The 24,057-nt window shown below is 61.7% G+C and carries 23 protein-coding genes; 13 read left to right on the top strand and 10 right to left on the bottom strand.

Annotation, left to right across the window (positions count from 1 at the left end):
• Positions 1–7: 7 nt before the first annotated feature.
• The 5 genes from V1277_RS25940 to xoxF5 form a co-directional block, all read right to left on the bottom strand.
• A complete protein-coding gene (locus V1277_RS25940; protein WP_334418746.1) occupies positions 8–1,204 on the bottom strand; it encodes a fumarylacetoacetate hydrolase family protein in 1,197 nt (398 codons plus the stop codon).
• Between the two features lie 434 nt (positions 1,205–1,638).
• Positions 1,639–2,208, bottom strand: coding sequence for an S-(hydroxymethyl)glutathione synthase (gene gfa, locus V1277_RS25935; RefSeq protein WP_334376248.1), 570 nt, complete (start codon positions 2,206–2,208; stop codon positions 1,639–1,641).
• 34 nt (positions 2,209–2,242) lie between these two features.
• Positions 2,243–3,349, bottom strand: a complete 1,107-nt coding sequence (locus tag V1277_RS25930) for an S-(hydroxymethyl)glutathione dehydrogenase/class III alcohol dehydrogenase (protein WP_334418745.1) — start codon at positions 3,347–3,349, stop codon at positions 2,243–2,245.
• 73 nt (positions 3,350–3,422) lie between these two features.
• A complete protein-coding gene (locus V1277_RS25925; protein WP_334420455.1) occupies positions 3,423–3,884 on the bottom strand; it encodes a c-type cytochrome, methanol metabolism-related in 462 nt (153 codons plus the stop codon).
• A 116-nt stretch (positions 3,885–4,000) separates the two neighbouring features.
• Positions 4,001–5,806: a lanthanide-dependent methanol dehydrogenase XoxF5 gene (gene xoxF5, locus V1277_RS25920; protein WP_334418744.1), complete on the bottom strand. Its 1,806-nt coding sequence runs from the start codon at positions 5,804–5,806 to the stop codon at positions 4,001–4,003.
• A gap of 415 nt (positions 5,807–6,221) precedes the next feature.
• Between xoxF5 and V1277_RS25915 the strand changes: the two genes are divergently transcribed.
• Complete coding sequence (locus tag V1277_RS25915) at positions 6,222–7,190, top strand: helix-turn-helix domain-containing protein (RefSeq protein ID WP_057847777.1); 969 nt, start codon at positions 6,222–6,224, stop codon at positions 7,188–7,190.
• Positions 7,191–7,267: 77 nt separating this feature from the next.
• Here V1277_RS25915 and V1277_RS25910 read toward each other — a convergent pair whose 3' ends face one another.
• Together V1277_RS25910 and V1277_RS25905 are read right to left on the bottom strand one after the other, a co-directional pair.
• Positions 7,268–9,457 (bottom strand): TonB-dependent receptor, encoded by a 2,190-nt coding sequence (locus V1277_RS25910; RefSeq protein WP_334418743.1) that lies wholly within the window; start codon positions 9,455–9,457, stop codon positions 7,268–7,270.
• Between the two features lie 407 nt (positions 9,458–9,864).
• Complete coding sequence (locus V1277_RS25905) at positions 9,865–11,214, bottom strand: histidine kinase (protein ID WP_334418742.1); 1,350 nt, start codon at positions 11,212–11,214, stop codon at positions 9,865–9,867.
• Between the two features lie 186 nt (positions 11,215–11,400).
• Between V1277_RS25905 and V1277_RS25900 the strand changes: the two genes are divergently transcribed.
• The 7 genes from V1277_RS25900 (at position 11,401) to V1277_RS25870 (ending at position 17,449) form a co-directional block, all read left to right on the top strand.
• Entirely contained in the window at positions 11,401–12,057 is a 657-nt protein-coding gene (locus tag V1277_RS25900) for a response regulator transcription factor (protein ID WP_334376254.1), read from the top strand.
• Entirely contained in the window at positions 12,054–12,899 is an 846-nt protein-coding gene (fghA, locus tag V1277_RS25895) for an S-formylglutathione hydrolase (protein WP_334418741.1), read from the top strand. Before V1277_RS25900 ends, fghA begins: the two co-directional genes overlap by 4 nt.
• Before the next feature lie 111 nt (positions 12,900–13,010).
• Positions 13,011–14,192 carry an ABC transporter substrate-binding protein gene (locus tag V1277_RS25890; protein ID WP_334418740.1) on the top strand — a complete coding sequence of 394 codons (1,182 nt, stop codon included), beginning with the start codon at positions 13,011–13,013 and terminating at the stop codon, positions 14,190–14,192.
• Complete coding sequence (locus V1277_RS25885; RefSeq protein ID WP_334376257.1) at positions 14,177–15,181, top strand: YVTN family beta-propeller repeat protein; 1,005 nt, start codon at positions 14,177–14,179, stop codon at positions 15,179–15,181. Before V1277_RS25890 ends, V1277_RS25885 begins: the two co-directional genes overlap by 16 nt.
• A 68-nt stretch (positions 15,182–15,249) precedes the next feature.
• A complete protein-coding gene (locus V1277_RS25880) occupies positions 15,250–15,999 on the top strand; it encodes an ABC transporter ATP-binding protein (RefSeq protein WP_334420454.1) in 750 nt (249 codons plus the stop codon).
• Positions 15,996–16,844 (top strand): ABC transporter permease, encoded by an 849-nt coding sequence (locus V1277_RS25875; RefSeq protein ID WP_334418739.1) that lies wholly within the window; start codon positions 15,996–15,998, stop codon positions 16,842–16,844. The genes V1277_RS25880 and V1277_RS25875 overlap by 4 nt, the downstream gene beginning before the upstream one ends.
• A complete protein-coding gene (locus V1277_RS25870) occupies positions 16,841–17,449 on the top strand; it encodes a hypothetical protein (RefSeq protein WP_334418738.1) in 609 nt (202 codons plus the stop codon). Before V1277_RS25875 ends, V1277_RS25870 begins: the two co-directional genes overlap by 4 nt.
• A 3-nt stretch (positions 17,450–17,452) precedes the next feature.
• Here V1277_RS25870 and V1277_RS25865 read toward each other — a convergent pair whose 3' ends face one another.
• Both V1277_RS25865 and V1277_RS25860 read right to left on the bottom strand, forming a co-directional pair.
• Positions 17,453–18,028 carry a PQQ-dependent catabolism-associated CXXCW motif protein gene (locus V1277_RS25865; RefSeq protein WP_334418737.1) on the bottom strand — a complete coding sequence of 192 codons (576 nt, stop codon included), beginning with the start codon at positions 18,026–18,028 and terminating at the stop codon, positions 17,453–17,455.
• Positions 18,025–18,909: a substrate-binding domain-containing protein gene (locus V1277_RS25860; protein ID WP_334420453.1), complete on the bottom strand. Its 885-nt coding sequence runs from the start codon at positions 18,907–18,909 to the stop codon at positions 18,025–18,027. The genes V1277_RS25865 and V1277_RS25860 overlap by 4 nt, the downstream gene beginning before the upstream one ends.
• 234 nt (positions 18,910–19,143) lie before the next feature.
• On the opposite strand from V1277_RS25860, the gene V1277_RS25855 reads away from it, so the two are divergent.
• Together V1277_RS25855 and V1277_RS25850 are read left to right on the top strand one after the other, a co-directional pair.
• A complete protein-coding gene (locus V1277_RS25855) occupies positions 19,144–20,070 on the top strand; it encodes a quinoprotein relay system zinc metallohydrolase 2 (RefSeq protein WP_334418736.1) in 927 nt (308 codons plus the stop codon).
• A gap of 56 nt (positions 20,071–20,126) precedes the next feature.
• Positions 20,127–20,945 carry a quinoprotein dehydrogenase-associated SoxYZ-like carrier gene (locus V1277_RS25850; RefSeq protein ID WP_334420452.1) on the top strand — a complete coding sequence of 273 codons (819 nt, stop codon included), beginning with the start codon at positions 20,127–20,129 and terminating at the stop codon, positions 20,943–20,945.
• 207 nt (positions 20,946–21,152) lie between these two features.
• Here V1277_RS25850 and V1277_RS25845 read toward each other — a convergent pair whose 3' ends face one another.
• Positions 21,153–21,512 carry a hypothetical protein gene (locus V1277_RS25845; protein ID WP_334376262.1) on the bottom strand — a complete coding sequence of 120 codons (360 nt, stop codon included), beginning with the start codon at positions 21,510–21,512 and terminating at the stop codon, positions 21,153–21,155.
• Positions 21,513–21,598: 86 nt separating this feature from the next.
• Here V1277_RS25845 and V1277_RS25840 point away from each other — a divergent pair, with 86 nt between their 5' ends.
• The 3 genes from V1277_RS25840 to V1277_RS25830 are packed head-to-tail and all read left to right on the top strand — an operon-like array spanning position 21,599 to position 24,030.
• Positions 21,599–22,573 (top strand): ABC transporter substrate-binding protein, encoded by a 975-nt coding sequence (locus V1277_RS25840; protein WP_334418735.1) that lies wholly within the window; start codon positions 21,599–21,601, stop codon positions 22,571–22,573.
• 1 nt (position 22,574) lies between these two features.
• Positions 22,575–23,312: an ABC transporter permease gene (locus V1277_RS25835; RefSeq protein ID WP_334418734.1), complete on the top strand. Its 738-nt coding sequence runs from the start codon at positions 22,575–22,577 to the stop codon at positions 23,310–23,312.
• On the top strand, positions 23,302–24,030 hold the full coding sequence (locus V1277_RS25830) for an ABC transporter ATP-binding protein (protein WP_334376265.1): 729 nt from the start codon (positions 23,302–23,304) through the stop codon (positions 24,028–24,030). Before V1277_RS25835 ends, V1277_RS25830 begins: the two co-directional genes overlap by 11 nt.
• The last annotated feature ends 27 nt before the right edge of the window (positions 24,031–24,057 follow it).

Below are 24,057 nucleotides of genomic sequence, written 5' to 3'. Positions count from 1 at the left end.
CCCGTTTCTATCTGCTATTGCTGCTCCGGCCGACGCCCTTACGGCGCATCAATGAGGCGAAGAGATCGGCCAAGCCGAACTGCCAGGGCTCGCAATCGCCGCTGTGGCGCATCCGGTTGGTCAGCCGGCCAAGTTTCGGCGTGGCGACCGTCACCAAATCGCCTTCGACATGCGTGAACCCCTGCCCCTTCGCGACACGATCCTGGATCGGCGCGAACATCGTGCCGAGGAACAGCACAAAGCCGTCGGGATATTGATGGTTCTCGTTAATCGTCTGCCCCACGATGTCGGCCGGGTCGCGGCTGATCTGGGTCAGCGAGGATGCGCCGTGCAGGACGAAGCCTTCCGGCCCCTTCACCTCCAGCGAGATCTCCATGCCCCGCACATCATCGAGCGTGAAGCTCGCGTCGAAGAACCGCACGAACGGCCCGATCGCACAGGAGGCGTTGTTGTCCTTTGCCTTGGACAGGAGCAGCGCCGAACGCCCCTCAAAGTCGCGCAAATTGACATCGTTACCGAGCGTGGCGCCAACGATGCGCCCATCGCTCGCCACCACCAGCACGACCTCCGGCTCCGGATTATTCCAGGTCGATTTCGGATGCAGGCCTGCATCCACGCATGTACCGACCGCCGACAGCACGGGCGCCTTGGTAAACACCTCGGCGTCGGGCCCGATGCCGACCTCGAGATACTGGCTCCAGGCGTTCTGGGAAACCAGCACGTCCTTCACATGCTGCGCTTCGGCCGAGCCCGGCTTCAGTTGCGAAAGGTCGGTGCCGACGATCCGCGTCACCTCGGCTCGGATCGCCTCGGCCGAATCCGGATTGCCGCGCGCCCGCTCCTCGATCACCCGCTCCAGCATCGACACGGCGAACGTGACGCCGGCAGCCTTGATCACCTGCAAATCGATCGGGGCGAGCAGCCATGGCCTGGTCGGATCGCGGGTGTCGGGCGGCGTGTTGTCTAGGAGATCCTGCAGTGCGCCGACGCGCTCGCCACGCGCGGCGCGCAGCGCTCCGGCCGGATCGGCAGCGGCGGCAAGCTGGCTGGCCGTGGGGAAGTCCTCGGTGATGTCGAACACGCCGTCCTGGCGGATCGCGACCACCGACGGGCCGGCAAGATCGGGCCGCCAGACGCGCCCCATCAGCGCGGCACCGGCGAAATCGTCGGGCAGAATGAAGGCGGCGTCTGTGACGATCGGCATCGTGGGAATCCTCGCGAGCATCTATGCGGTCAGCACCGTCCATAGAAGGGAACCGCTCAATGGGTCAACACCTCCCGGGAATGTCCTTCTCCGGCATCGCGGCCCCATGACAGACCACCGCACCGCAGCATGCAAAATCGGACGATCGGTCAAATGCAGCCGATTGCACGCCCTGCAACGACCATGGCGGCATGGCGACTGCGCGAAGACTTCGAAGGGCTTCGATGTCTGGGAATTAGGCGGGACGCACCACCGGCCCGATCGCTGAATACTAGAGGCCGGCAGGCCTGCTCACCTGTCGGTCCAACGGAAAGGCATGGGACCGCCTCGCCGTACGCTCGAAGCGCGGTTGCGCTGACGGCGGCCGCCATCAGCGCAACTTTGGTACCGCGCGAACTCAGGCCAGCGACCGCTCCAAGCCGCCTTATTCAAGTTCAAGCAGCCTTGGCCTTGGACTTGGCCACGTGGCTTGAGATCGCATCCATCAAGGGCGGCGACAGGCAATCATACGGCTCCAGTCCGAGTTCCTTCAGCCGGGCCCTGATGCCATCCATCTCACCCGGCTGAACACCGGACTCCAGCACGGACGACACGAACGCAGCAAACCCCGGAGCTGCCCATCCGCCTTCCTGGAACAGTTCAGGATGGATGAAGTCGAGCCCGTAGAACGGATGCCCCGTGTTCTCGATCCGGCCGTACATATGCGTACCGCAGGCCTTGCAGGCGTAACGCTGAATTGCCGCCGCCGAATCGACGATCTGCAGCTTGTCGCCGTTCTCGGCTACTTTCACATTGTCGCGCGGGACGACGGCGACGACAGAGAAGATCGCCCCTTCGGGCTTCCAGCATTTGGTACAGCCACAGGCGTGGTTGTGGGCCACGTCGCCCTTGATGGCGACCTTGACCGGCTTGTCTTTGCATTTGCAGACCAAGGTGCCGCCGGCGAAGCTGCCAGTGCCCTGCTTGACGCCGCTGTCAATCGATGGGTGGATATGAACAGTCATAGGCCTATCCTCCTTGTGTTTGAAGTTCCCCGACTCAGAACACGACAACCGAACGGATCGACTTGCCTTCGTGCATGAGGTCGAAACCCTTATTGATCTCCTCCAGCTTGAGGACGTGGGTGATCATCGGATCGATCTCGATCTTCCCGTTCATGTACCAGTCGACGATTTTCGGCACATCCGTACGGCCCCGCGCGCCGCCAAACGCCGTGCCCTTCCAGACGCGGCCGGTCACGAGTTGGAACGGCCGGGTGGCGATTTCCTTGCCGGACTCAGCGACCCCTATCACGACCGAGACGCCCCAGCCGCGATGGCACGCTTCGAGCGCCTGCCGCATCACGGTGGTGTTGCCGGTGCAGTCGAAGGTGTAGTCGGCGCCGCCGTCGGTGAGCCCGACCAGATGCTGAACGATGTCACTGACCTTGGTCGGATTGACGAAATGCGTCATGCCGAAGCGGCGGCCCCAATCCTCCTTGGAATCGTTGATGTCGACGCCGACGATCTTGTCGGCGCCCACCATCTTCGCGCCCTGGATGACGTTGAGCCCGATGCCGCCGAGACCGAAAACGACGACGTTGGCGCCCGGTGTCACCTTTGCGGTATTCACCACAGCGCCAACGCCCGTCGTCACCCCGCAACCGATGTAGCAGCTCTTGTCGAAGGGCGCGTCCTCGCGGATCTTTGCCACCGCGATTTCCGGCAGCACGGTAAAGTTCGAAAACGTCGAGCAGCCCATGTAGTGATAGATCGGCTTGCCCTGGTAGCTGAAGCGCGACGTGCCGTCCGGCATCACGCCCTTCCCCTGCGTTGCGCGGATAGCCGTGCAAAGGTTGGTCTTGCCGCTCAGGCAGCTTTTGCACTGGCGACATTCCGGCGTGTAGAGCGGAATCACGTGATCGCCGGCCCTGAGCGACGTCACGCCCGCCCCGACTTCGCGGACGATGCCCGCGCCCTCATGACCGAGTATCGAAGGAAAGATTCCTTCGCTGTCGAATCCGTCGAGCGTGTAGGCGTCGGTGTGGCAGATTCCGGTCGCCTTTATCTCAACGAGGACTTCACCGGCCTTCGGGCCTTCCAGATCGACCTCGACGATTTCAAGAGGCTTCTTGGCCTCGAATGCGACAGCAGCGCGGGTCTTCATTCTAAACTCCACCTTAGCTTTTCAAATCGCTGCACGGACGTACCAGGATGTGCACCTCGCATGTTCGGCATGATCATTTGCTTCCCATGCAGGACTTTTCGGTCTCGGTGTACGCGTCGGGTTTGTCTTCCTTCTTGGCAGGGCGGACGCGCCCGACGGCGTCATGGGCGCGGGCACGCAGATACACATAAAGGTCGTCCATGTAGCAGGCGACATTGGGATTATCGCCGAGGGCTGGCATGACGGAATTGCCGTTCTTGCGGCCGCTCGCGACGACTGCGACGAAGTCGCCATAGCTCATCGTCTTCAGCGAATCCTGTAACGCCGGCGCATAGGTCGATCCCATCCCGTCAGGGCCATGGCAGACGTGGCATTCGGAATGATAACGACGGTATCCGGAGTAGGTGTACCAATCGACCGTGCCATCGGCCCCGACTTTGTAGGTCGGGTTTCCTTCCTTGTCGAAATATTTGCCGTCCTCGGTCTTGACCGCGGCAGCATCATCCGCAGCGAAGGCAATTGTTCCCGGCGCCACCAGCGTGAGAGTGGCCGCAATCAACCAGATTTTACGCAAGAGTTCATCCTCGACATCAGATGCAGGCCACAACCGGCGCGTGGAGCGAGCCACGCGCCGGACGAGGTGGTCCTGCTTTACTGCGGCAGCGCGAACACGGTGAGCGTGCCGCCAAGCGCGGTATAGTTGCTCAGCGCGGCATAACCACCGACGGCACCGAGGCCCGCAGTCGGATCGGTCAGACCAGCGGCAAGGCCGATACCTGCCCAGCCACCGACGCCGGACAGCACGGCCACATACTGCTTGCCGCCCTGCTCATAGGTCGTGACGTTGCCGATGATGCCGGACGGCGTCTTGAACTTGTAAAGTTCCTTGCCGGTCTTGGCATCGACTGCCTTGAGATAGCCTTCGAGCGTTCCGTAGAACACCACGCCGCCAGCGGTTGCGAGCGCTCCCGACCACACCGAGAACTGCTCCTTGTTCGACCAGACGATCTTGCCGGTCTTGTTGTCCCAGGCGATGAAGTTGCCCATATGGCTCTCGCCCTGAGGCGGATACATCGAGAGCGTCGCGCCGACATAGGGCTGGCCCGCGGTGTAGCTCACCTTGAACGGCTCGTAGTCCATGCAGACGTGGTTCGTCGGCACGTAGAAGAGCTGCGTGTCCGGCGAATAGGCTGCCGGCTGCTCGTCCTTGGTACCGAGCGCGGCCGGGCAGATACCCTTGGTGTTCTTGTCTTCGCCGCCCTTTTCCGTCGAATACTGATCGACGACCTTGGGACGGCCGTAAGTCGGCGAGCTCTTGTTCATGTCGACGCCGGTGGTCCAGTTGACCTTCGGATCGTACTTCTCGGCGACCAGGAGTTCGCCGGTTACGCGGTCCATGGTGTAGGCCAAACCGTTACGGTCGAAATGGGTCAACAGCTTGCGTTCTTGGCCGTTCATCTGCTGGTCGCTGAGGATCATTTCGTTGACGCCGTCATAGTCCCATTCGTCATGGGGCGTCATCTGGTAGACCCAGCGGGCCATGCCGGTGTCCGGATTGCGCGCGAAAATGGTCATTGACCACTTGTTGTCGCCCGGACGCTGCTTCGGGTTCCAGGTCGAGGGGTTGCCCGAGCCGTAATAGACGAGGTTCAGACTCGGATCATAGGACATCCAGCCCCATGTGCAGCCGCCGCCGATCTTCCACTGATCGCCCTGCCAGGTCTTGATGCTCGAGTCCTTGCCGACCGGCTTGCCGAGATCGGTCGTCTTTTCCGGATCAAACATGATCTGATCATCCGGCCCTTCGGAGAAGGCACGCCAGACCTGCTTGCCGCTCTTGAGGTCGTAGGCCGTAACGTGACACTGCACGCCAAACTCGCCGCCGGAAATGCCAACCAGGACCTTGTCCTTGATGACGAGCGGGGCCGAGGTGCCCGTGGCACCCTTGCCCGGATCACCATTCTTGGCGCTCCACGCGACCTGCCCGGTCTTGGCATCGAGCGCGACCAGGGTGGTGTCGGCCTGATGCAGGAAGATCTTGCCGTCGCCATAGGCTACGCCGCGATTAACCGTGTCGCAGCACATCACCGGAATGACGTTCGGATCCTGCTTCGGCTCGTACTTCCAGACGATCTTGTTCTCCTGCGAAAGGTCAAGAGCATAGACCTTGTTGGGGAACGGCGTATGGACGTACATCATGTTGCCGATGATGAGCGGGCCGCCTTCGTGGCCGCGCAGCACTCCGGTCGAGAAGGTCCAGGCGACCTGAAGCTTGCCGACGTTGGATGCGTTGATCTGATTCAGTTTCGAGTAACGTGTGTTGGCGTAATCGCCGGCCGGCTGCACCCAGTCCTTTGGGTTCTGCGACATCTTGATCAGTTCTTCGTTGGCGTATGCGACGCCGACAACGAATGTCGCCATAGCGCCAAGACAGGCTGCGGATAGCACCTTGCGCATAGTGGTTTCCTCCAAGATACGAGTTTTGGGTTTCCGCCGAAACGGCCCATTCTTCCATTATTGGTCCCTATTCCTATCCCGCCCGGAGATGGGAAACTTGCCCAAGAGCGAAGCGCGTTTGCTCAATAGCGAAACCCAACTGAATTTTTTAATTTCGCGCTGGCACGCTGTTTCGGCTCTGCCGTGATGCTGCGAAGCATCATGCCGTGGGCGTGTTCCCACGGCCTTCCCTGCGCGACTCCCGGTCTAGGTTTCCCTTGACGCCGCCGAAACTAAGTTGGAGGATTGTCAAAGGGATATTCGGAAGAATCTGCGCGCTTCCCTGACGACTGCCTAAATTGGGGCCAAATGTCGCGACCATCTGACCGACGCCTCGGCGGAGGTTGCAGCCTGTTCTCAAATCGGTGGCTGGGCAATGCCTGATACAGTTCGTTCACTCAGCACTTCCGGGTTAGCGCCGAAGAAGCAGATCCAAACTTGGTCAGACGCACTGACCGATCTATGTGGCCAGTTTGATGTCGATCCGCTGGAAGGTTCCTCGCTGGAGGGGCGGATAAATTACACGACCGTCTCGCAGCTCAAACTCTGTCAGATCGAGGCGAGCCAGCATCGTATCGCGCACACGATCTCGGGCACAAAGCTGAGCGAACATCCCTACGTCAAGATACTGTTCCAGACTTATGGCATCTCGCATTTCGAACAGAACGGCCGCCGCATCGATATCATGCCTGGCGATTGTCTTGCCTATGACGTCTCCTGTCCGCACACGATCGTCAGCCCCTCGCTGACGCGGCACGAGGTCGTGATCGTCCCGAAGGAGCTGCTTCACGAGCGAGGCTTCCGCACGGCGAAGATGTTGCCTTGCAAACTCTCCGCGCGCAACGGCACCGGCCGCATCGCCTACGACTTCGTGCACACCGCGTTTGATGAAGCAAAGAGACTGTCGCCTCACAACGCCATCGGCGTCGCCGATTCGCTCATCGATCTCTTGCTGCTACCGCTGCGCGAAGCCGACACGATGTTCGATCGCGTCGGTCCCGAAGCGATGTACATTCGCGCGCAAGCCTTCATCCGCGAACATTTGCGCGACCCGGATCTTTGCATCGACCAGATATCCGCGGCATTGGGCTGCACCAAGCGCTATCTGCACATGCTGTTCAGCGACAAGGGCATGACCGTCAGCGATTACATCTGGCGGGCGAGACTGCTGCACTGCCGGCAGGAGCTGGAAACCCAGCACGGAAAGACGATCACGGATGTCGCATTTTCGTGGGGCTTTTCGAGTTCGTCGCACTTCAGCCGCGTGTTCCGGAAGCATTTTGGCTTCGTTCCGTCCGCGATCCACAAGGCGCACTGCGTCGATCCGTCGCCGGATGTTTCCTGACGAGAACATCCCGGTGGCGCGGCAGGCTGAATACCCTGCCGCCATCATCGCTGAGCCGCCTTTACGCCCCCCATTCTCTAGAAAGTTGCCTTCAGGCCCGCGTAAAAGGCGCGCGGCCGCGCCGGACTGACCGAGCGGGCGTCGGTAAATTCCAAGCCGCCGTTGGTGAAGTTGGGGATGTCATCTTTCTCGAAGAACGTCCCATAGACCGCATAGCGGTTGTCGAAGATGTTGTCGACGCGGCCGTAGAGCTGGAACGTTTTGTTGATCTGATACGAGGCGTGCAGGTTGAAAACGGAATAGCCCGGCAGCCTCGGCGTCTGATTGGATTCGTCACCGACAAAATACTGACTGCCGACGAACAGCGCGTCGCCGCCGATCTTGAAGGCATCAGTTACCGAATAATCGATGCCAACCTTGAACCGGTTGCGGGGTATCGCCGGAATTCGATTGCCTGGCAGGACCTGGATTAGGTCGTCAACGGCGAGCGGGCTGTTGGAGGTGAGCGTCAGGGCGTCGAGGAAGCGCGCATCCACGAGGGCATAGCTGGCATAAAGTTGCAGTGTCTTCGACGTCAGATTGACCTGGGCCTCGATACCCTGGCGGCGCGTCCGGCCGACGTTCTGGAAATAGCCAAATCCCTGCAACTCCGGGCTCGGGATCGCCAGGATGTCATCGGCATTGGTTGCGCGGAAAGCGCCGACTTTCCACCCGAGCATTCCGATATTCAGCTCCTGCGTTCCACGGAAACCTGCCTCTATGGTGCGGGAGACGACCTGTTTCAGCGGCGGGTCCGCGATCAGGAATGCCGCAGCGATACAGGGGCGCAGAGGGTCGGCGCATGCGAGCTCCAGCGGCGTCGGTGCGCGATTAGCTTCGGAGTATCCCGCATAGGCCGTCAAGCCCGGGGTGATCTTGTAGGTGCCGCCGATCATCGGATTGAAGCGACTGAATGTGTGATTGCCGTTGAGGTCGGTGCCAATCAGATCCTGAAGGACGATGTTTGCATAGTTGAACCGGCCGCCGCCCGAGATAGAGAACGCATCCGTCACGTCGAATGTGTCGAGCGCATACAGGCCCGTGTACCGGTTGGTGGCTCGAAGCGAGACCGGGCCGATGGATACAGGCTCGCCAGACCGCCCGAGAAATATGCCGCTGCCGCTGACGACGTAGTTTGAGCCGATCGTGCCCAGTTCCGCGCTGGCTCCGAAGCGGGTGACGCCGGAGTCGAAACTGGCGCCAACCATGAACTGGTTGTTGTGTCCGAACAACTGGTCGGTGTTGGTTGCCTGCAGGGTCGCGCCAGTCGTCGTCGAACGGGTTGTTGTCCGGTCGATCTGCCCCAGCACCGCGGTGTCTGGGAACGGATTTACGATCGGAACTCCGTTGACGCCATTTGCAAACGAGGTGTCGTCGTTGAAGCAAAGCAAGGCGTCGTTGGGGGGCGCACACGGCTCCGTCTCGGTCGGGTTTCCGTCCACCGTCTTCTGCCGGAATGCCCGGACGCGCGCCGAGCCTTCGATCGTCCAGGTCGGCGTCACCTCGACCTTTCCGGTCAGATTGGCGTAGGCAACGCGGTTGTCGTGGGTCTGCGGCGTCGTATAAGTCGCCCCCCAATATTTCTGGAGCAGTTCGACCGGAACAGCCGCCGCCGCGCCGAAATTGTTCTTGGCGACGCCCACGTTGAGGTGAAATTCGCTGCTGTCGGTCCGGTAGCCGACGTCGCCGTAAAACCGGCGAATCGCCGACTCCGAAAAATTGCGATAGCCATTGTCACGCACGCCTTCGAGCGCGCCATAGACGGAAAAATTGTCGATCTGCTTGCCATACTGTGCCGAGCTCTGGATCCGTCCGAAAGATCCACCCATCGTGTTGATTTCAGCGCCTTGATAATTGAAGCCATCCTTCATCAGTACGTTGACAGCTCCGCCAAGGGCGTTGAGGCCGAACGCGGGGTTGTTGGTTACGACGGTGACCGATCTGATTGCGGCGGTCGGGATCAAGTCCCAATGGACGGTGTCGCCGAACGCTTCGTTGATACGCATCCCGTTCTGGTAAACCGCCAGTCCCTGGGGAGTCCCTGAGACCGGAGATGCAACGAACCCTCGAAATTGTACGTCAGGCATGAAGGGATTTCCGGTCGTATCACTGAGGACGATACCCGGCACCTGTTGCTGCAATGCGTCCGCGATGTTCGGTGAGCCGGTGCGCGCGATTTGCCCCGCACCAACGGCATTGATCGCTGCCGGTACCTTATCGACATCCATTCCCGATCGCGCCGTCGGCGTAGGCGCGGTCGGGTAAACATAGACCCTGCGCACATTTCGGGTGGCTCGAGGTGCGGTACTGCCGCGGGCTGGTCTGGCCGCTGGTCTGGCTGATGTCGGCGGGGCGACTACCTCGATGGCGGGCAAGACCTCGCTCTCGCCAGATGCGGTTTGGGCCTCGGCACGGTCGATCCCGGGAACCAGGCATAGTGAGATTGTCCCGATCACCAGTACGCGTACGCCCATGTCCCCACCCCACTGCATTCCGGCACATTGGCGATGCCGGTTCGATGCGGACGATACTAGTGAGAAGACATCGACACGCGCTAGCCGCAAAAGGTCGGGCCTCCTAAATGTCCTCATTCCCGAAGAAACCGGGAAAAATTCCCGCCCATCGCTTCGCCGCCTCACTGCAATCCGTGGGGAACGACCGCCTCTACCGTGAGGCCCCCGTTGCCGGAGACGACATTCAGCGTACCGCCCAGCGCCAGTATTCTCTCGCGCATGCCGATCAAGCCGAAACCGAGCTTGTGATCCGGCGCCAAACCGCGGCCGTTGTCGCTGACGCGCACCAAGGCGCAGACGCGACTTCCATGCATTCCTGCAGCGTGTTCCACCGTGACGCTGACGGCGGTCGCCTCAGCGTGGCGGAAGGCGTTCGTCAGGGCTTCCTGGACGGTACGATAGATCGTCAAGTCCGCGACTTCTCCGGTCTCGCCCGGCGCGCAGGCAATGTTCGCCTCAATGGCAACGTCGGGACGGGACTCACGCCACAAACGCAAGAGCACGCCGAGTGCCTCGCGAAGTCCAAGCTCTGCAAGTCCAACAGGCCGCAGCTTTTCCAGTATCCTGCGGTTGAATTGCTGGAGCGCGTTGATCTGCTCCATGATTGCGGTGCCATGCTTGCGTAACGCATCCGCGCTCGGCGCGCGCCCGTCTTCCGCTAGCCGCATCAGCGCGCCGGCGTGGGCACGCAGCGTAAAGAGATAGGGCCCAAACTCATCATGCAGCTCGCGCGCAATTTCCTTGCGTTCCATATCCTGCAGCGAGACTGTGCGCTCGGCGAGCCGCCGCTTGTCCTCGATGGCTTCGCCAAGGGCGCCCGCGAGGTGGTTCAGCTTGGCACAGATCGCCGCCAGCTCGGGCGTGCCGCCGGGCTCGACGCGTGATCCATAGTGCCCGGCCTCGATATTTGCCATGGTCTGCGAAAGCGCCTGCAGCGGCGCCAACGCGCGGCCAACCACGACTATCGTAACCAGAAAGAGCGCGATGGCGAGCGCGGAACTAACCGCTAGCTGGGTGACGATTCCGTCCCAGATTTCGGCCATTTCGTCGTTCGGATGCGAGGTGATCAGGAGCGACTGCGGCTTTCCGTGGATCGTGATCGGTACGCTTACGGTCGTCGTTTCGGGATGCACAAGCGCGATAAACCATGCCGGCGGCGATCGTTCGTCGCCGCCATCGGCCGAGCGCTCGGCCACGCTTGCATCGCCCTGCCGCGTGATACTGACGTGACGGAGCCTGCTGAGGTCGTGGACGATCTGGTTCAGCCGTGCCTCCGGATCTGCCGCCTCGTTCAGGCCGGGAACGATCGTCTCCACGAATTCGCGTGCCAGCCGGATGACGCTTTGATCTTCGGCCCGGACACGGGGCGCCGCTTCGACCACCAGCCGCGCGATATTGATGGCCAGGCCAAGCGTGAGCCCCAGCGCCAGCAGCAAATTGATCCGCCCGCGCAACGATAATTTCTGCCACATGACGTCTGCCCCAATCGCGTCGCAATCTGTTCCTCGTCGAGAGGACCGTTGACAGTCGAAAAACCGACGATCAGATTGAAGCGTACAGCAATCCTGTCGGCGTTGCATGATAGGCCTTGCGCCGAGACCAGCGCAGCCTGACGCGATGCAGCAACGCGACCGAAGCAGATATCGGGGATCGATGCCATGCGAGTACTGATCGTCGACGATCACCCCATCGTTGCTTCGGGCTGCCGCACCGTATTTGCGGACGAACCGGAGGTCGTGCTGCTGGAGGCCGCCGACGCGGAGAGCGGCGAACGCGTATTTGTCGCCGAACGCCCCGACATCTGCGTGATCGATATCAACCTTCCGACCGTCTCGGGGTTTGAACTGGCGCGGCGCATTCTTGCGCGCACTGCGTCGGCACGAATCATCATGTTCAGCATGAACGACGATCCGGTCTTCGCCGCACGCGCCATCGAGATAGGCGCCAAGGGCTATGTCGCGAAGACGGGCGACCCGCAGGATCTGGTCGAGGCCATCCGTGAAGTCGGCAAGGGCGGAGTGTATCTGCCCTCCGCGATCGCGCGAAGCATCGCATTCGCCGGACCCGCTTTCGCTCGCAGCCCGCTTGCAAAACTCACCTCGCGGGAGATGGAGATCCTGCGCCTGCTCAGCGCGGGCAAGAGTCTTTCCGAGATCGCGTGGCTGGTTCATTCCTCGTACAAAACAGTTGCCAACACATCCTCGATCATGCGCCAAAAGCTCGGCGTGCGAACTTCCGCAGAACTGGTACGGCTGGCAATCGAAAGTGGCATTGGCGTAAGCGTGCCGCACGGCGCCGGAGTAGCAAGGCTATGAGCATGCAGACAGTTTCACTGAACAAGGCATATGGCGGAACGCAAGGCGTCTACCGGCACGCCAGCCGCGAAACGCGAACCGACATGACCTTCTCGGTGTATGTGCCCCCGCACGCCGCCGGCACCAGGCTGCCGGTCGTCTGGTATCTCTCAGGCCTGACCTGCACCCACGCCAACGTGACGGAAAAGGGTGAATTCCGCAGCGCCTGCGCCGAACTCGGCCTGGTCTTCGTCGCGCCCGACACCAGTCCGCGTGGCGAAGACGTGCCGGGCGATCCTGCCAATGCCTACGATTTCGGGCTTGGCGCCGGCTTCTATGTCGATGCGACGCAGGAGCCGTTCGCCCGCAATTACCGCATGTGGAGCTATATCACGGAGGAACTGCCCAAACTGGTCGCCGAAAACTTTCCTGTCGACGCAAGCCGGCAATCCATTCTTGGCCATTCCATGGGCGGGCACGGCGCACTGACGATCGCGCTGCGCCATCCCGGCCGCTACCGCGCTGCCAGTGCCTTTGCGCCGATTGTCGCTCCCTCGCAGGTGCCATGGGGCATCAAGGCGCTCGGCGGCTATCTCGGCAGCGACCGGCAAGCATGGCGCAAGCACGATGCGGTAGCCCTGATCGAGGACGGCGCCAGATTACCCGATCTGCTGGTCGACTATGGCGATGCCGACCAGTTTCTGACCGAACAGCTCCGCCCGGAGCTGCTGCAAGGCACCTGCGAGAGAGCCAAAATCCCCCTCACCTTGCGCCGACAGCCCGGCTACGACCACAGCTACTACTTCATCTCCTCATTCATGGCCGATCATCTGCGTTGGCACGCCGCGCGCATGAAGGGCTGAAACGACGCGAAGTCGGCGCAACAGAATTGAGTTGCAAGCCCATACAATTCGGTCATGGTTCAAACTAAAGGTCTTCCATACCAAGTCGAGAAGACCTGTCAGGGAGAAGCCATGATCCGATGCCTGGTCGCTGCGATCGGCTTGAGCATTGCAGCTACCTCCGTGCTCGCTGCCGCCCCTATCGAGATCGGCGTCGGCTATCTTGGCCGCGCCGGCATCAAGGCGAAATTGTCCCTCGTCGAACTGCCGGCGGAGAACGACGGGCTTGCCGGCGCACGCCTTGCCATCGAGGACAACAACACCACGGGCAAGTTCCTCAATCAGCGGTTCACGCTGGAAGAGGTCCGTCTCAAGGACGACGAGGACGTCGCGAAGGCGGCGGCGGCGCTTGCCGAGCGCACCGGCTTCATCATTGCCGACCTTCCGGCGGATGACCTGCTGAAGGCCGCCAACGCGCTTCGCGAACGTGGGACGTTGCTATTGAACGCCGGAGCGATCGACGATCGCCTGCGCGAGCAGGATTGCCGCGGCAACGTGATTCATGTCGCGCCCACTCGCTCGATGCTTGCGGATGCGCTCGCGCAATATCTGGTGTGGAAGCAATGGAAGCGCTGGTTGCTCGTGGTCGGCTCGCATGACCAGGACAAGCTCTACGCCGACGCACTGCGGCGCGCGGCCACGCGCTTTGGCGCCAAGATCGTTCAGGAGCGAACCTTTGAAGACACGGGCGGCGCGCGCCGCACAGACAGTGGCGTCACCCTGATCCAGCGGCAAATTCCGGTATTCACCCAGCAAGCACCGGCCTATGACGTCCTCGTGGCAGCCGACGAAAGCGAGGTGTTCGCGTCCTACCTGCCCTACCGCACCTGGGATCCGCGCCCGGTTGCCGGCTCGGCGGGTCTCGTTCCGACCAGCTGGCACGCCGCGCAGGATCAGTGGGGCGCGATCCAGATTCAGAACCGATTTGCCAAACTGAACTCGCGACACATGACCGCATTGGACATGCAGGCCTGGACGGCAGCACGCATGATCGGCGAAGCTGCGTCGCGCACGAAGTCCGGCGACCCAAAGGCGGTGTCGGATTTTCTTAGAGGGAAAGACTTTTCCGTTGCTGCGTTCAAAGGCCGGCGGTTGACGCTGCGGGACTGGAATTTGCAGCTTCGCCAGCCGATTCTGCTGGTCGATGGACGCATGGTGGTCTCGGTTTCGCCGCAGGAGGGTTTCCTGCATCAGGTGTCGGAGCTCGACACGCTTGGCGCCGATCGACCGGAAACCAAATGCAAGCTGAATTGAAGGAGGATGGATTGCATATGTGGCGTCATTGCCTGCTTTTCGGGGTGGCTGCATGGCTCGCGGCGGCGACGCCCGCATCGGCCTTCATCGCCTATGTGTCCAACGAGAAGAGCAACACTGTATCGGTGATCGATACGAACAGTTGGACCGTCATCAAGACTATCAAGGTCGGCCAGCGGCCACGCGGCATCGAGTTCACCAGGGACGGCAAGTTTGTGTTCGTCGCGGTCGGCGACGATGACAGCATTCAGGTCATCGACGTCGCGAAGCAGGAGGTCGTCGATTCCCTGCCCTCCGGCCCGGACCCCGAGCTGTTCGCCTTGGATGCAGACGGCAAGATCCTTTACGTCGCTAACGAAAACGACAACACGGTAACCATCATCGACGTCGAGAAGCGCGCCCGTCTCGGCGAGATCCAGGTCGGCGTCGAGCCGGAAGGCATGGCCATCAGCCCGGACGGCAAAATCCTGATCAATACGTCCGAGACGACCAACATGGCGCATTTCATCGACACCACGACGCGCGAGATCGTCGCCAACGTTCTGGTCGATGCGCGCCCGCGCTTCGCCGAGTTCAAGCGTGACAATTCCGAAGTATGGGTGTCGTCCGAGATCGGCGGCACCGTTTCGGTGATCGACCCGGCCAAGCGGGAGGTGACGAAGAAGATTTCATTCGAAATTCCCGGCCTGCGAAGCGAAGCCATCCAGCCGGTCGGCATCGGCATGACCAAGGACGGCAAGACCGCTTTCGTCGCACTCGGCCCGGCCAATCGCGTAGCCGTCGTCGATGCCGTCAGCCACAAGGTCACCAAATATCTGCTGGTGGGCCAGCGTGTCTGGCACATGGCATTCACGCCCGACGAGAAATATCTGCTGACCACCAACGGCGTGTCGAATGACGTCTCGGTGATCGACGTCGCAGCCCAGAAAGTCATCAAGACGATCCAGGTCGGCGAACTGCCCTGGGGTATGACGATTGCACAACCATGACGGCCACTGACGCCTTTTCCGCCGGTCAGAGCACGCAAGATTTCCCTCCCCGGCCCAATGCCGTGGAGATGCCTGCGCTGTCGATCGAAGGCGTCAGCCATGCCTATGGCACCCGGCGCGCGCTGATCGAGATCGGCTTTTCCGTCGCCCCGGCAAGTTTCACCGCATTGCTCGGCCTGAACGGCGCCGGCAAGAGCACCCTGTTCTCGCTGATCACGCGGCTGTTCGGAATCCAGCACGGGCGTATCGGGATCTTCGGCCATGACGTCGCGCAGGCACCCGGCGAAGCCTTGCGGCTGCTCGGCGTGGTGTTTCAGCCCCGCACGCTCGATCTCGACCTCTCGGTGACGCAGAATCTGCTTTATCACGCCGCCTTGCACGGCATCGGCAGGCGCGATGCCCGCGCGCGCAGCGGTGAGGTGCTGGCGCGCATCGGCCTTGCCGATCGCGCCAGCAGCAAGGTGCGCGATCTCTCCGGCGGCCAGATGCGACGATTGGAAATCGCGCGGGCGCTGCTACATCGCCCGCGCCTGCTCCTGCTCGACGAGGCAACCGTCGGCCTCGACGTCAAGGCGCGCGCCGACATCCTCAACCACGTTCGGCAGCTCGTTGCCGAACACGGAATAAGCGTTCTTTGGGCGACGCATCTGTTCGACGAGATCAGTTCGAACGACGATCTCGTCGTGCTGCATCAGGGCCGCGTATTGGCCCATGGCAAAGTGGCGCAGGTCATCGCCGATGCGGGCGGCAGCGATATCAACACGGCGTTCATGCGGCTGACCGGCTCCACCGCTCAGAGCGGGAGTTCAACGTCATGACATCGGCAGCCATGACGCCAATCCAGCGCGGCTTCTCGGCGGCCGAATATCTGATCTGCCTGAACGGCATCGTGTGGCGCGAGGCGCTTCGCTTCCTGCACCAGCGCGAACGCTTCATCTCCGCGCTCGTGCGCCCCCTGGTGTGGCTGTTCATCTTCGCCGCCGGCTTTCGTCAGGTGCTCGGCCTCTCCATCATCCCCCCATATGAGACCTACATTCTTTACGAGGTCTATATCGCGCCCGGGCTGATGGCGATGATTCAGCTCTTCAACGGCATGCAGTCCTCGCTTTCCATGGTCTACGACCGCGAAATGGGCAATATGCGGACCTTGCTGGTGAGCCCGCTGCCGCGATGGTTCCTATTGTCCTGCAAGCTTCTGGCGGGAACCGCGGTTTCGCTGCTTCAGGTCTATGCCTTCCTGCTGATCGCCTGGTTTTGGGATATCTCAGCGCCCCCGACCGGCTATCTTACGGTGCTGCCGGCGCTGGTCCTCTCAGGCCTGATGCTCGGCGCGTTGGGGATGCTGATCTCGTCCGGCATCAAGCAGCTCGAGAACTTTGCGGGCGTGATGAACTTTGTCATCTTTCCGATGTTCTTTGCTTCCTCGGCGCTTTATCCGCTATGGCGCATCCTGGAGAGCAGCCCGATGCTCTACTATGTCTGCTTGTTCAATCCGTTCACGCATGCGGTGGAGCTGATACGTTTTGCGCTGTATGGGCAAATGAACTGGATCGCGCTTGCGGTCGTCGGAGGCTGTACGATCGCCTTCATGATCGGCGCCATCCTCGCCTACGATCCATCGCGCGGCATGATCCGCCGCGGGCCGGCCGGAGGCGAGACATGAGATACCGGACCGCGATCTCCGTACTTGCCGTTGCGGCCATGAGCGGGTACGGCCATGCCGCCGATCCACGCTATCCGGACTGGCCGTGCACGCAGGCCAAGGTACCCGAGATCTCCGTCGCCGCGGTGTGGGCAGGCCCGCCACTCGACGACGTCTCCAGCAAGTGGAAGGACGATGCCAAGGTCAGCGCGCTGATTGCAAAACTCGCGGCAAGGCGGACCCCCCTCGAGGAGGCGCAAAAGGCAATCGCGGAGTATCTGAACAGTGCAGCCGACAAGACCGCAAGCGGGAAACTGCTGTTTGCCGGCCTGTTTGAATCCCTCAATGCCCAACGCTCCCAGGTTATGAACGGGCTGGAGCGTGTCACCCGCAAGCAGCGCGAGGCAGCGGATAAAATCCGCACCGACACGCTGGCCTTGCAGGCGCTGCAGGGCGAAACGCCGCCCAACCAGGCGAAGATCGACGAACTCGGCAATCAGCTTGTCTGGCAGACGCGCATCTTCGAAGACCGGCGGAACGTCATCAAATTCGTCTGCGAGGTGCCGACGGCGATCGACCAGCGGCTGTTCGCGCTCGGACGGACGATTCAGCAGGAGATCGAATAGTCGCTAACGCGGCGATGCGATCTCCTCGCCTGTCCGCGGCTCAGGTTGCGACTCCACCAGCGCCAGACCGGCCCGTTCCCAGCCATCGGTTCCGTCAGGGTACCATGCCACGTTGGAATAGCCGTAAGTGAGGATGCGCTTGGCCGCGTTCCATGACATCCAGCAATCGGCAAGGCAGTAGACCACCACCAGCGCAGCATTGTTGCCTGCTGTCGCGCGGACAAGCCCGCGCTGCAGATAGTCTTCCGTTACAGCCGCGAGCTTTCCGTAGCCGGTGTCTGGCAGCCACACGCTACCGGGAATGTTGAGCCGCGGCTTGTCGCGCCAGATGGTGCCTTCGGGAAGATTTTGCGGCTTCGGCGCGCGAGGCATCACGTCGATGAATGCGCCGGCCTTGGCGCGCCAGATCGCCTCGGCCTCTGCGGTGGTCAGCACGCGCACACCGGCAAGGGTCGCGGGAACCGGCGTACGGTAGTCCTCCATGCGATACCCGTCGGGCTCGGGAGGCCTCTCCTGCGCGAGGGTCGAGACGATGAATGGGAATGCCGCAAGGATCAGGCCTGCGAGCGCTTCTCTCATGGCGTTTTGGTTGCCGTCTCCGCGCCGATCGGTCGGTCATTCTCGTCGAGCAAGGGAACGCCGAAGTCCAGCAGTATCTTGTTGACGGCCGGCTGGTTTTCCTGGATCAGGCGATTGAGCTGCCGCTTCCAGTTCTGGTCGGCCGCCCGCACTCCCATGCCGATACGGTACGCCAATCGAGGGCCTGTCTTTTCCTTCACGAGGGGCGTGACATGGAGCGGCGGGTCCGCCTTCTTCGCATAGAAGCCCGCCATCGGCCCCCAGAGAATGCCGGCGTCGATCTTACCGGACTTTAGGTCGGCTATCATGGCCTCCGCTGACGAATCCAAACGGGTATCGACCATCAACTGATACGGCTTGGCATTCGCCATCAGGCCGTTAACCGCCATATTCGTGGCAGGCGGTGTTCCGGCCACGATGCCGATATGCTTGCCCTTGAGACGCTCGTCTTCCAGCGTTGTCACTTCGTCGAGGCCGCCGCCCTTCTTAGCAACCAGCGCGTAGGCGGTGCGGTAATAGGGATTGGTGCCCTGGACCAGGTCATCTCCCTGGGGGAAGCCCATGATGACATCGCAACGATGGGCGCCAAGCGTCATCCGGACGAAACCCGTCGCCTGCGGGAAGTACATGTAGTCCAGCTTCTTGTTCAGCTTCTCGGCGAACAGTTCGGCGAGCTTGTTCTCGAATCCCTCGCCCTTGTCGTTGGAAAACGGCAAATTGTGCGGGTCGGAGCAGACGCGCAGCACCTTGGGATCGACGAGCTCAATCGACAGATCGCCGCCTTCCTTGATCTGCGCGCACGCAACATCGCGCCCGAAAAACGCCGCGAGCACCACCAAGGTTGAAATCGCCAGCCAGCGCTTGTGTCCGGCACATGTCATCGAAAGCTGCAGCACTTCCGGCTCGCTATTGTTGCCAACTCGCAAAAGATATCGGCCACCTCGACGAACGAAGTTCCGTTGAAGCCGCAGACAAGCAAAAATGCTATGCTTGTCAATTGGGGCGCGCAACAGGAATAATCCTGGCGAACTCGCCGCCCGTGCTGCGATGCAAACGCAGCCGCAATGAAACGTTGAATTGCCGGCTGCGCTTCGTGGAGAGACGAAGGCCGAATTATGGCTCATCCCGCATGGATCCTTGCCGCGCTCGCGATGATCGCGACGATCACAGCTTCTTTCGCGCAGCAACAGGAGCTGCCCGTCAACTCCATTGCGGATGGCGTACTCGTACACAACGGCCAAACCGCGCAGATGACGCGCGAGAACGCGGGCGCGATCGCCAATGTCGGGTTCATCGTTGGCCAGGATGCCGTCGCGGTGATCGATACCGGCGGCAGCCTTCGCGAGGGACGGCAATTGCTGGCGGCGATTCGCGCCCGGACCGACAAGCCGATACGCTACGTCATCAATACGCACGGCCACCCCGATCACATCTTCGGTAACGGCGCTTTCGTGCAGGACGGAACGACGTTTGTCGGCCACGCGAACCTGCCGCGCGCGCTGGCGGCGCGCGGTCAATTCTATCTCGACGCATTTCGCCGCACGATGGGCGATCAATTGATCGACGAAATACGCATCGTGCCGCCGACGCTGCTCGTCAGTGGCACGCTCCAGCTCGATCTCGGCGGACGAACTCTTGCCGTGCGGGCATGGCCTGCCGCGCACAGCGATTGCGATCTCACCGTGCTTGATGAAAAGACCGGAACCCTGTTCGCGGGAGACCTCGTGTTTCTCGCCCACACGCCCGTGCTGGACGGCAGCATCGGCGGCTGGCTGGCCGTCATCCGTGAGCTCGGCGCCTTGCCCGCGGAGCGCGTGGTTCCCGGTCACGGTCCCGTGAGCGGATGGCCGGCCGCCCTCGCCGACCAGCGTCGTTATCTCGAAACGCTGGCCTCAGATATACGCGGGCTCATCGCCCGCGGCCAACCGATAGGGGCAGCGGCGGGTACTGCAGCAAGCTCCGAGCGATCCCGGTGGGAATTGTTCGACGACTTCAACGCCCGCAACGCAACCGCAGCATTCTCGGAAATTGAATGGGAATAGCGCGCGCATTGCCCTATATTGCGCGCGTTGCTTCCATCGGCGTGAAGGTCGTGACCATGTCCGGATATCTGTTCCGCCTCTTCGGCGTCGTTGGCTTGCTACTCTGCGGCGCACCGATGGCGCTCGCGGCAGAGACGAGCGACCTCTGGCCCGGCCTGGTGCAGGACATCTTCAACAATCGTCCGATGAACGACGGCAGTGACGTGATCGGCATCGAAATGCCGTCGCGTGCCGAGGATGCCGCAATCGTCCCGGTCACCTTGCGAACGAAGCTCTCGCCCGGCGATAGCCGGCAGGTGCTGAGCATTACGCTGGTCATCGACCAAAATCCCGCGCCGATGGCGGCGAAGTTCCAGCTTGGACCGGACGCCAACGTCTCGGAAATCGCCACCCGCGTCCGCGTCAACAATTACACCGATGTCCATGCGGTGGCCGAACTCAGCGACGGCAAACTTTACATGACTAAAACCTATGTGAAGGCCTCCGGCGGTTGTTCGGCGCCTGCCGCCAAAAACGCCGACGAGGCCAAGGCGAGGCTGGGCCAGATGCGCTATCGGCAGTTCGCGAAGGCCGGCGAAAGCCCGGCCAGTGGCGCGCGCGAAGCCCAGATCATGATCGGCCATCCCAACAATTCCGGCTTGCAGATGGACCAGGTCACGCACCTGTATGTCCCGGCTTTCTTCGTCAATGAACTGCGGCTCTGGCAGGACGACAGCCTGGTGTTGACGATGGAAGGCGGCATTTCCATTTCAGAAGACCCCAATATCAGGTTCACCTACGTCTCCAATCGCGCGAAACGTTTCCGCGCCGAGGCAAAGGACACCGAGGGGCACGTCTTCCAGCGCGAATGGAAGGTGGATGATTCGGGGACTTGATTCGACTGTCAGGCGTCGGCCATTTCTCTCGTGCCCCGGACGCAGCGCAGCACGGAGTGATGCGCTGCAGAGCCGGGGCCCATGTCAGCAGAGCGTAATGTCGGCAATAGGTCCCGGCTCTGCGGAGCAGCGCTGTCGCGCTGCACCGCGTCCGGGACACGGATGCTACTCTGCCCCTGGACGCGCTTTCGAAACGGCGGTCCGCCTTCAGAAGCAGCGCACCTCCGCTTCGGCCTGCGCTCGCCTAAGATCGTTGAGTGCGCTCGCCGCTTGTTCGGAGGTGCGGAACGGGCCGCCCAGATCGCTCCGGACCTGCGACATGCTGAGCACGGTTTCGGCCGTGACATAGCGCTCGTAGGGCAAGAGTGAAGCCACGACGTCGACCGAACAGGAACATTGCTCGATCGCCTGCCGCGTCTCGCCATTCGCCTTGAGGCACCCGAAAACATATTCGACGCGCGCCGACGTCGGATAATCATTGATGTCCTGGGCGTGCGCGACCACCGCAATCGTCATCAGCGCTGTCAACGTGGCGACAATACGTCGTACCCATCCGACAAGCGTCATAGTCTTCCTCCCGCTGTTAACCGTGGAAGCTATGCTATGACTGGCCCGCTGAAAAGCAGACGTTCAAGGATACGGCTCACGGCACCATGACGCATTTTGTTCGCACGCTGCTTGCTACGATTGTCTTGGTCTCGCTCGGCACGTGCTGCAGCGCCGAGGCTTTACGCGTTGCGGTGCAGAAGACCGGAACATTCGCCTGGGAACTTGCAGTGATCCGCGCGCACGGCCTCGACAAGCAGGCCAACCTTTCGGTCCAGGTTCTCGAACTGGCGAGCCCCGAGGCGGGCAAGATTGCGCTTCGCGCCGGGAATGCCGACATTGTGGTCACCGACTGGCTTTGGGTGTCGCGCGAACGCGGGCTTGGCGCCAAACTGACATTCTATCCCTATTCGAGCGCGCTCGGCGCCGTGGTGGTCCCTGCCTCATCACCGATCCAGACCTTGGCCGATCTTAAGGGCCGCAGGCTTGCCGTCGCGGGCGGGCCGATCGACAAGAACTGGCTATTGCTTTTGGCATGGTTGAAACAGGGCGGCATCGACCTGAAGTCGGACGCGACAATCGCTTACGGCGCGCCGCCGCTGCTGGCAGCCAAGACGCTCAGCGGCGAAATGGATGCGACCGTGAACTACTGGAATTTCTGTGCGGCACTGGAAGCAAAGGGCTTCCGCCGCATCGCCGGCATCGAGGACCTGCTGCCGAAACTGGGCGCCAAAGGCCGCACCGCGATGCTCGGCTACGTCTTCGACGAAAAATGGGCGAACGCAAACCAGGATAAAATTGCCCGCTTCATCGCCATGACCCGGGCGGCGAAGGAGATTCTGTCGACCTCGGATGCCGAGTGGGAGAAAATTGCGCCACTGACCGGCGCTCCCGACGCCGCAACGTTGCGCGCCTATCGTGATCGCTATCGAGAGGGAATTCCGCGTCGCCCGATCGCCGACGAGGAAGCCGACGCACGCATTCTCTACCGCGTGCTGGCTGAAATCGGCGGTCGCGAACTTGTCGGGCCAGCGCCTGAACTGGATGCCGGAACATTCTATCACGCGATCCCGGGAGATTGAGGTGGCACGCCTGCTGTCATTCGCCGTGTTCGTCGCAATCTGGTGGATCGCCTCGCTGTTTGCCGGTGACGCGAAGCTGCCACCTCCGCCCGCCGTGCTCACGGCCATGATCGCGGAAGCCAGGTCGGGCAACCTGTTCTTTCATCTTGGCGCGACATTAGCGCGCGTTACGCTCGCCTTCACGCTGGCGATGGCGCTGGGCGCGGCCATCGGATACCTGATGGGCCGGGTACGGCTTGCCGATCGGCTTGGCGACCCCTGGCTGATCCTGCTGCTCAATCTGCCGGCGCTCGTGGTCATCGTGCTCGCCTATATCTGGGCCGGATTGACTGAAGTCGCTGCAATTGCGGCAATCGCCATCAACAAGCTCCCGACCGCCGTCGTGACGCTACGTGAGGGCACGCGTGCCCTCGACGCGGCGCTCGACGAAATGGCGACGGTGTTCGCGTTGCCCCGCTGGAGCAGGTTTCGACACGTCATTTTGCCGCAACTGTCGCCCTACATCGCAGCCGCGGCACGATCAGGACTTTCCCTGGTCTGGAAGATCGTACTAGTTGCGGAATTGCTTGGACGTCCGAACGGTGTTGGTTTCGAGATTGGCGTGGCGTTCCAGCTATTCGACATTCCTTTGTTGCTTGCCTACTCGCTGAGCTTCGCCGCGGTCGTGCTCCTCATTGAAACCTTGTTGGTGCAGCCATTTGAGGCCCGGTCATCCCGGTGGCGTCCCCGTGCGGCTTGAGGTCGAAATCGCCAGCAAGACGTTCAAGAGCGCGGCGGGCGAACAGCACGACGTGATCGCTGGCGTCGCCTTTGCGCTTAATGCAGGAGAGGTTGGTGTATTGGTCGGCCCATCCGGCTGCGGCAAGAGTACGATGCTTCGGATCCTCGCCGGCCTCGACCCCGACTTTCAAGGGCGCGTCTCGCGACCCGCCGGCGCGCGGATCGGCTTCGTATTCCAGGAGCCGCGGCTATTGCCGTGGCGGTCGGTCGAGGAAAATGTGCGACTTGCCGCGCCTCTTGCCGATGAACCAAAGCTTTCAGCACTCTTCGAAATTCTGGAGCTGAAGGCACATCGCAACCATTTTCCCGGCGAGTTATCGCTCGGCCTCGCGCGGCGCGTTGCGCTTGCCCGCGCGTTCGCCGTCGAGCCGGAGTTGCTCATTCTCGACGAACCGCTCGCCTCGCTAGATGCCGCCCTTGCGAGCCGCCTGCGCGATGAGATCGCCATGTTGATGGACGGTCGCTCCGTGATAACGCTGCTGGTCACCCATGACGTAGACGATGCGGTTCGTCTCGGCGATCGCGTGATCCTGCTGTCGCCGCGCCCGGCCCGGGTTCTCGCGGACCTGCCTATCCGCACGCCGCGAAGCGCACGCGGAGAGGTCGAGATCGCGGCAATCAAATCGGAAATCATGCGGCGGATCGATGGCTGTCCCACCAAGCAGGATGGGTCATAGGCAGTACCTTAGGCCGGTGCTAGGATG

Source organism: Bradyrhizobium sp. AZCC 1588, assembly GCF_036924735.1.
GTDB lineage: Bacteria > Pseudomonadota > Alphaproteobacteria > Rhizobiales > Xanthobacteraceae > Bradyrhizobium.
This window is presented reverse-complemented; position numbering and strand designations above follow the sequence as displayed.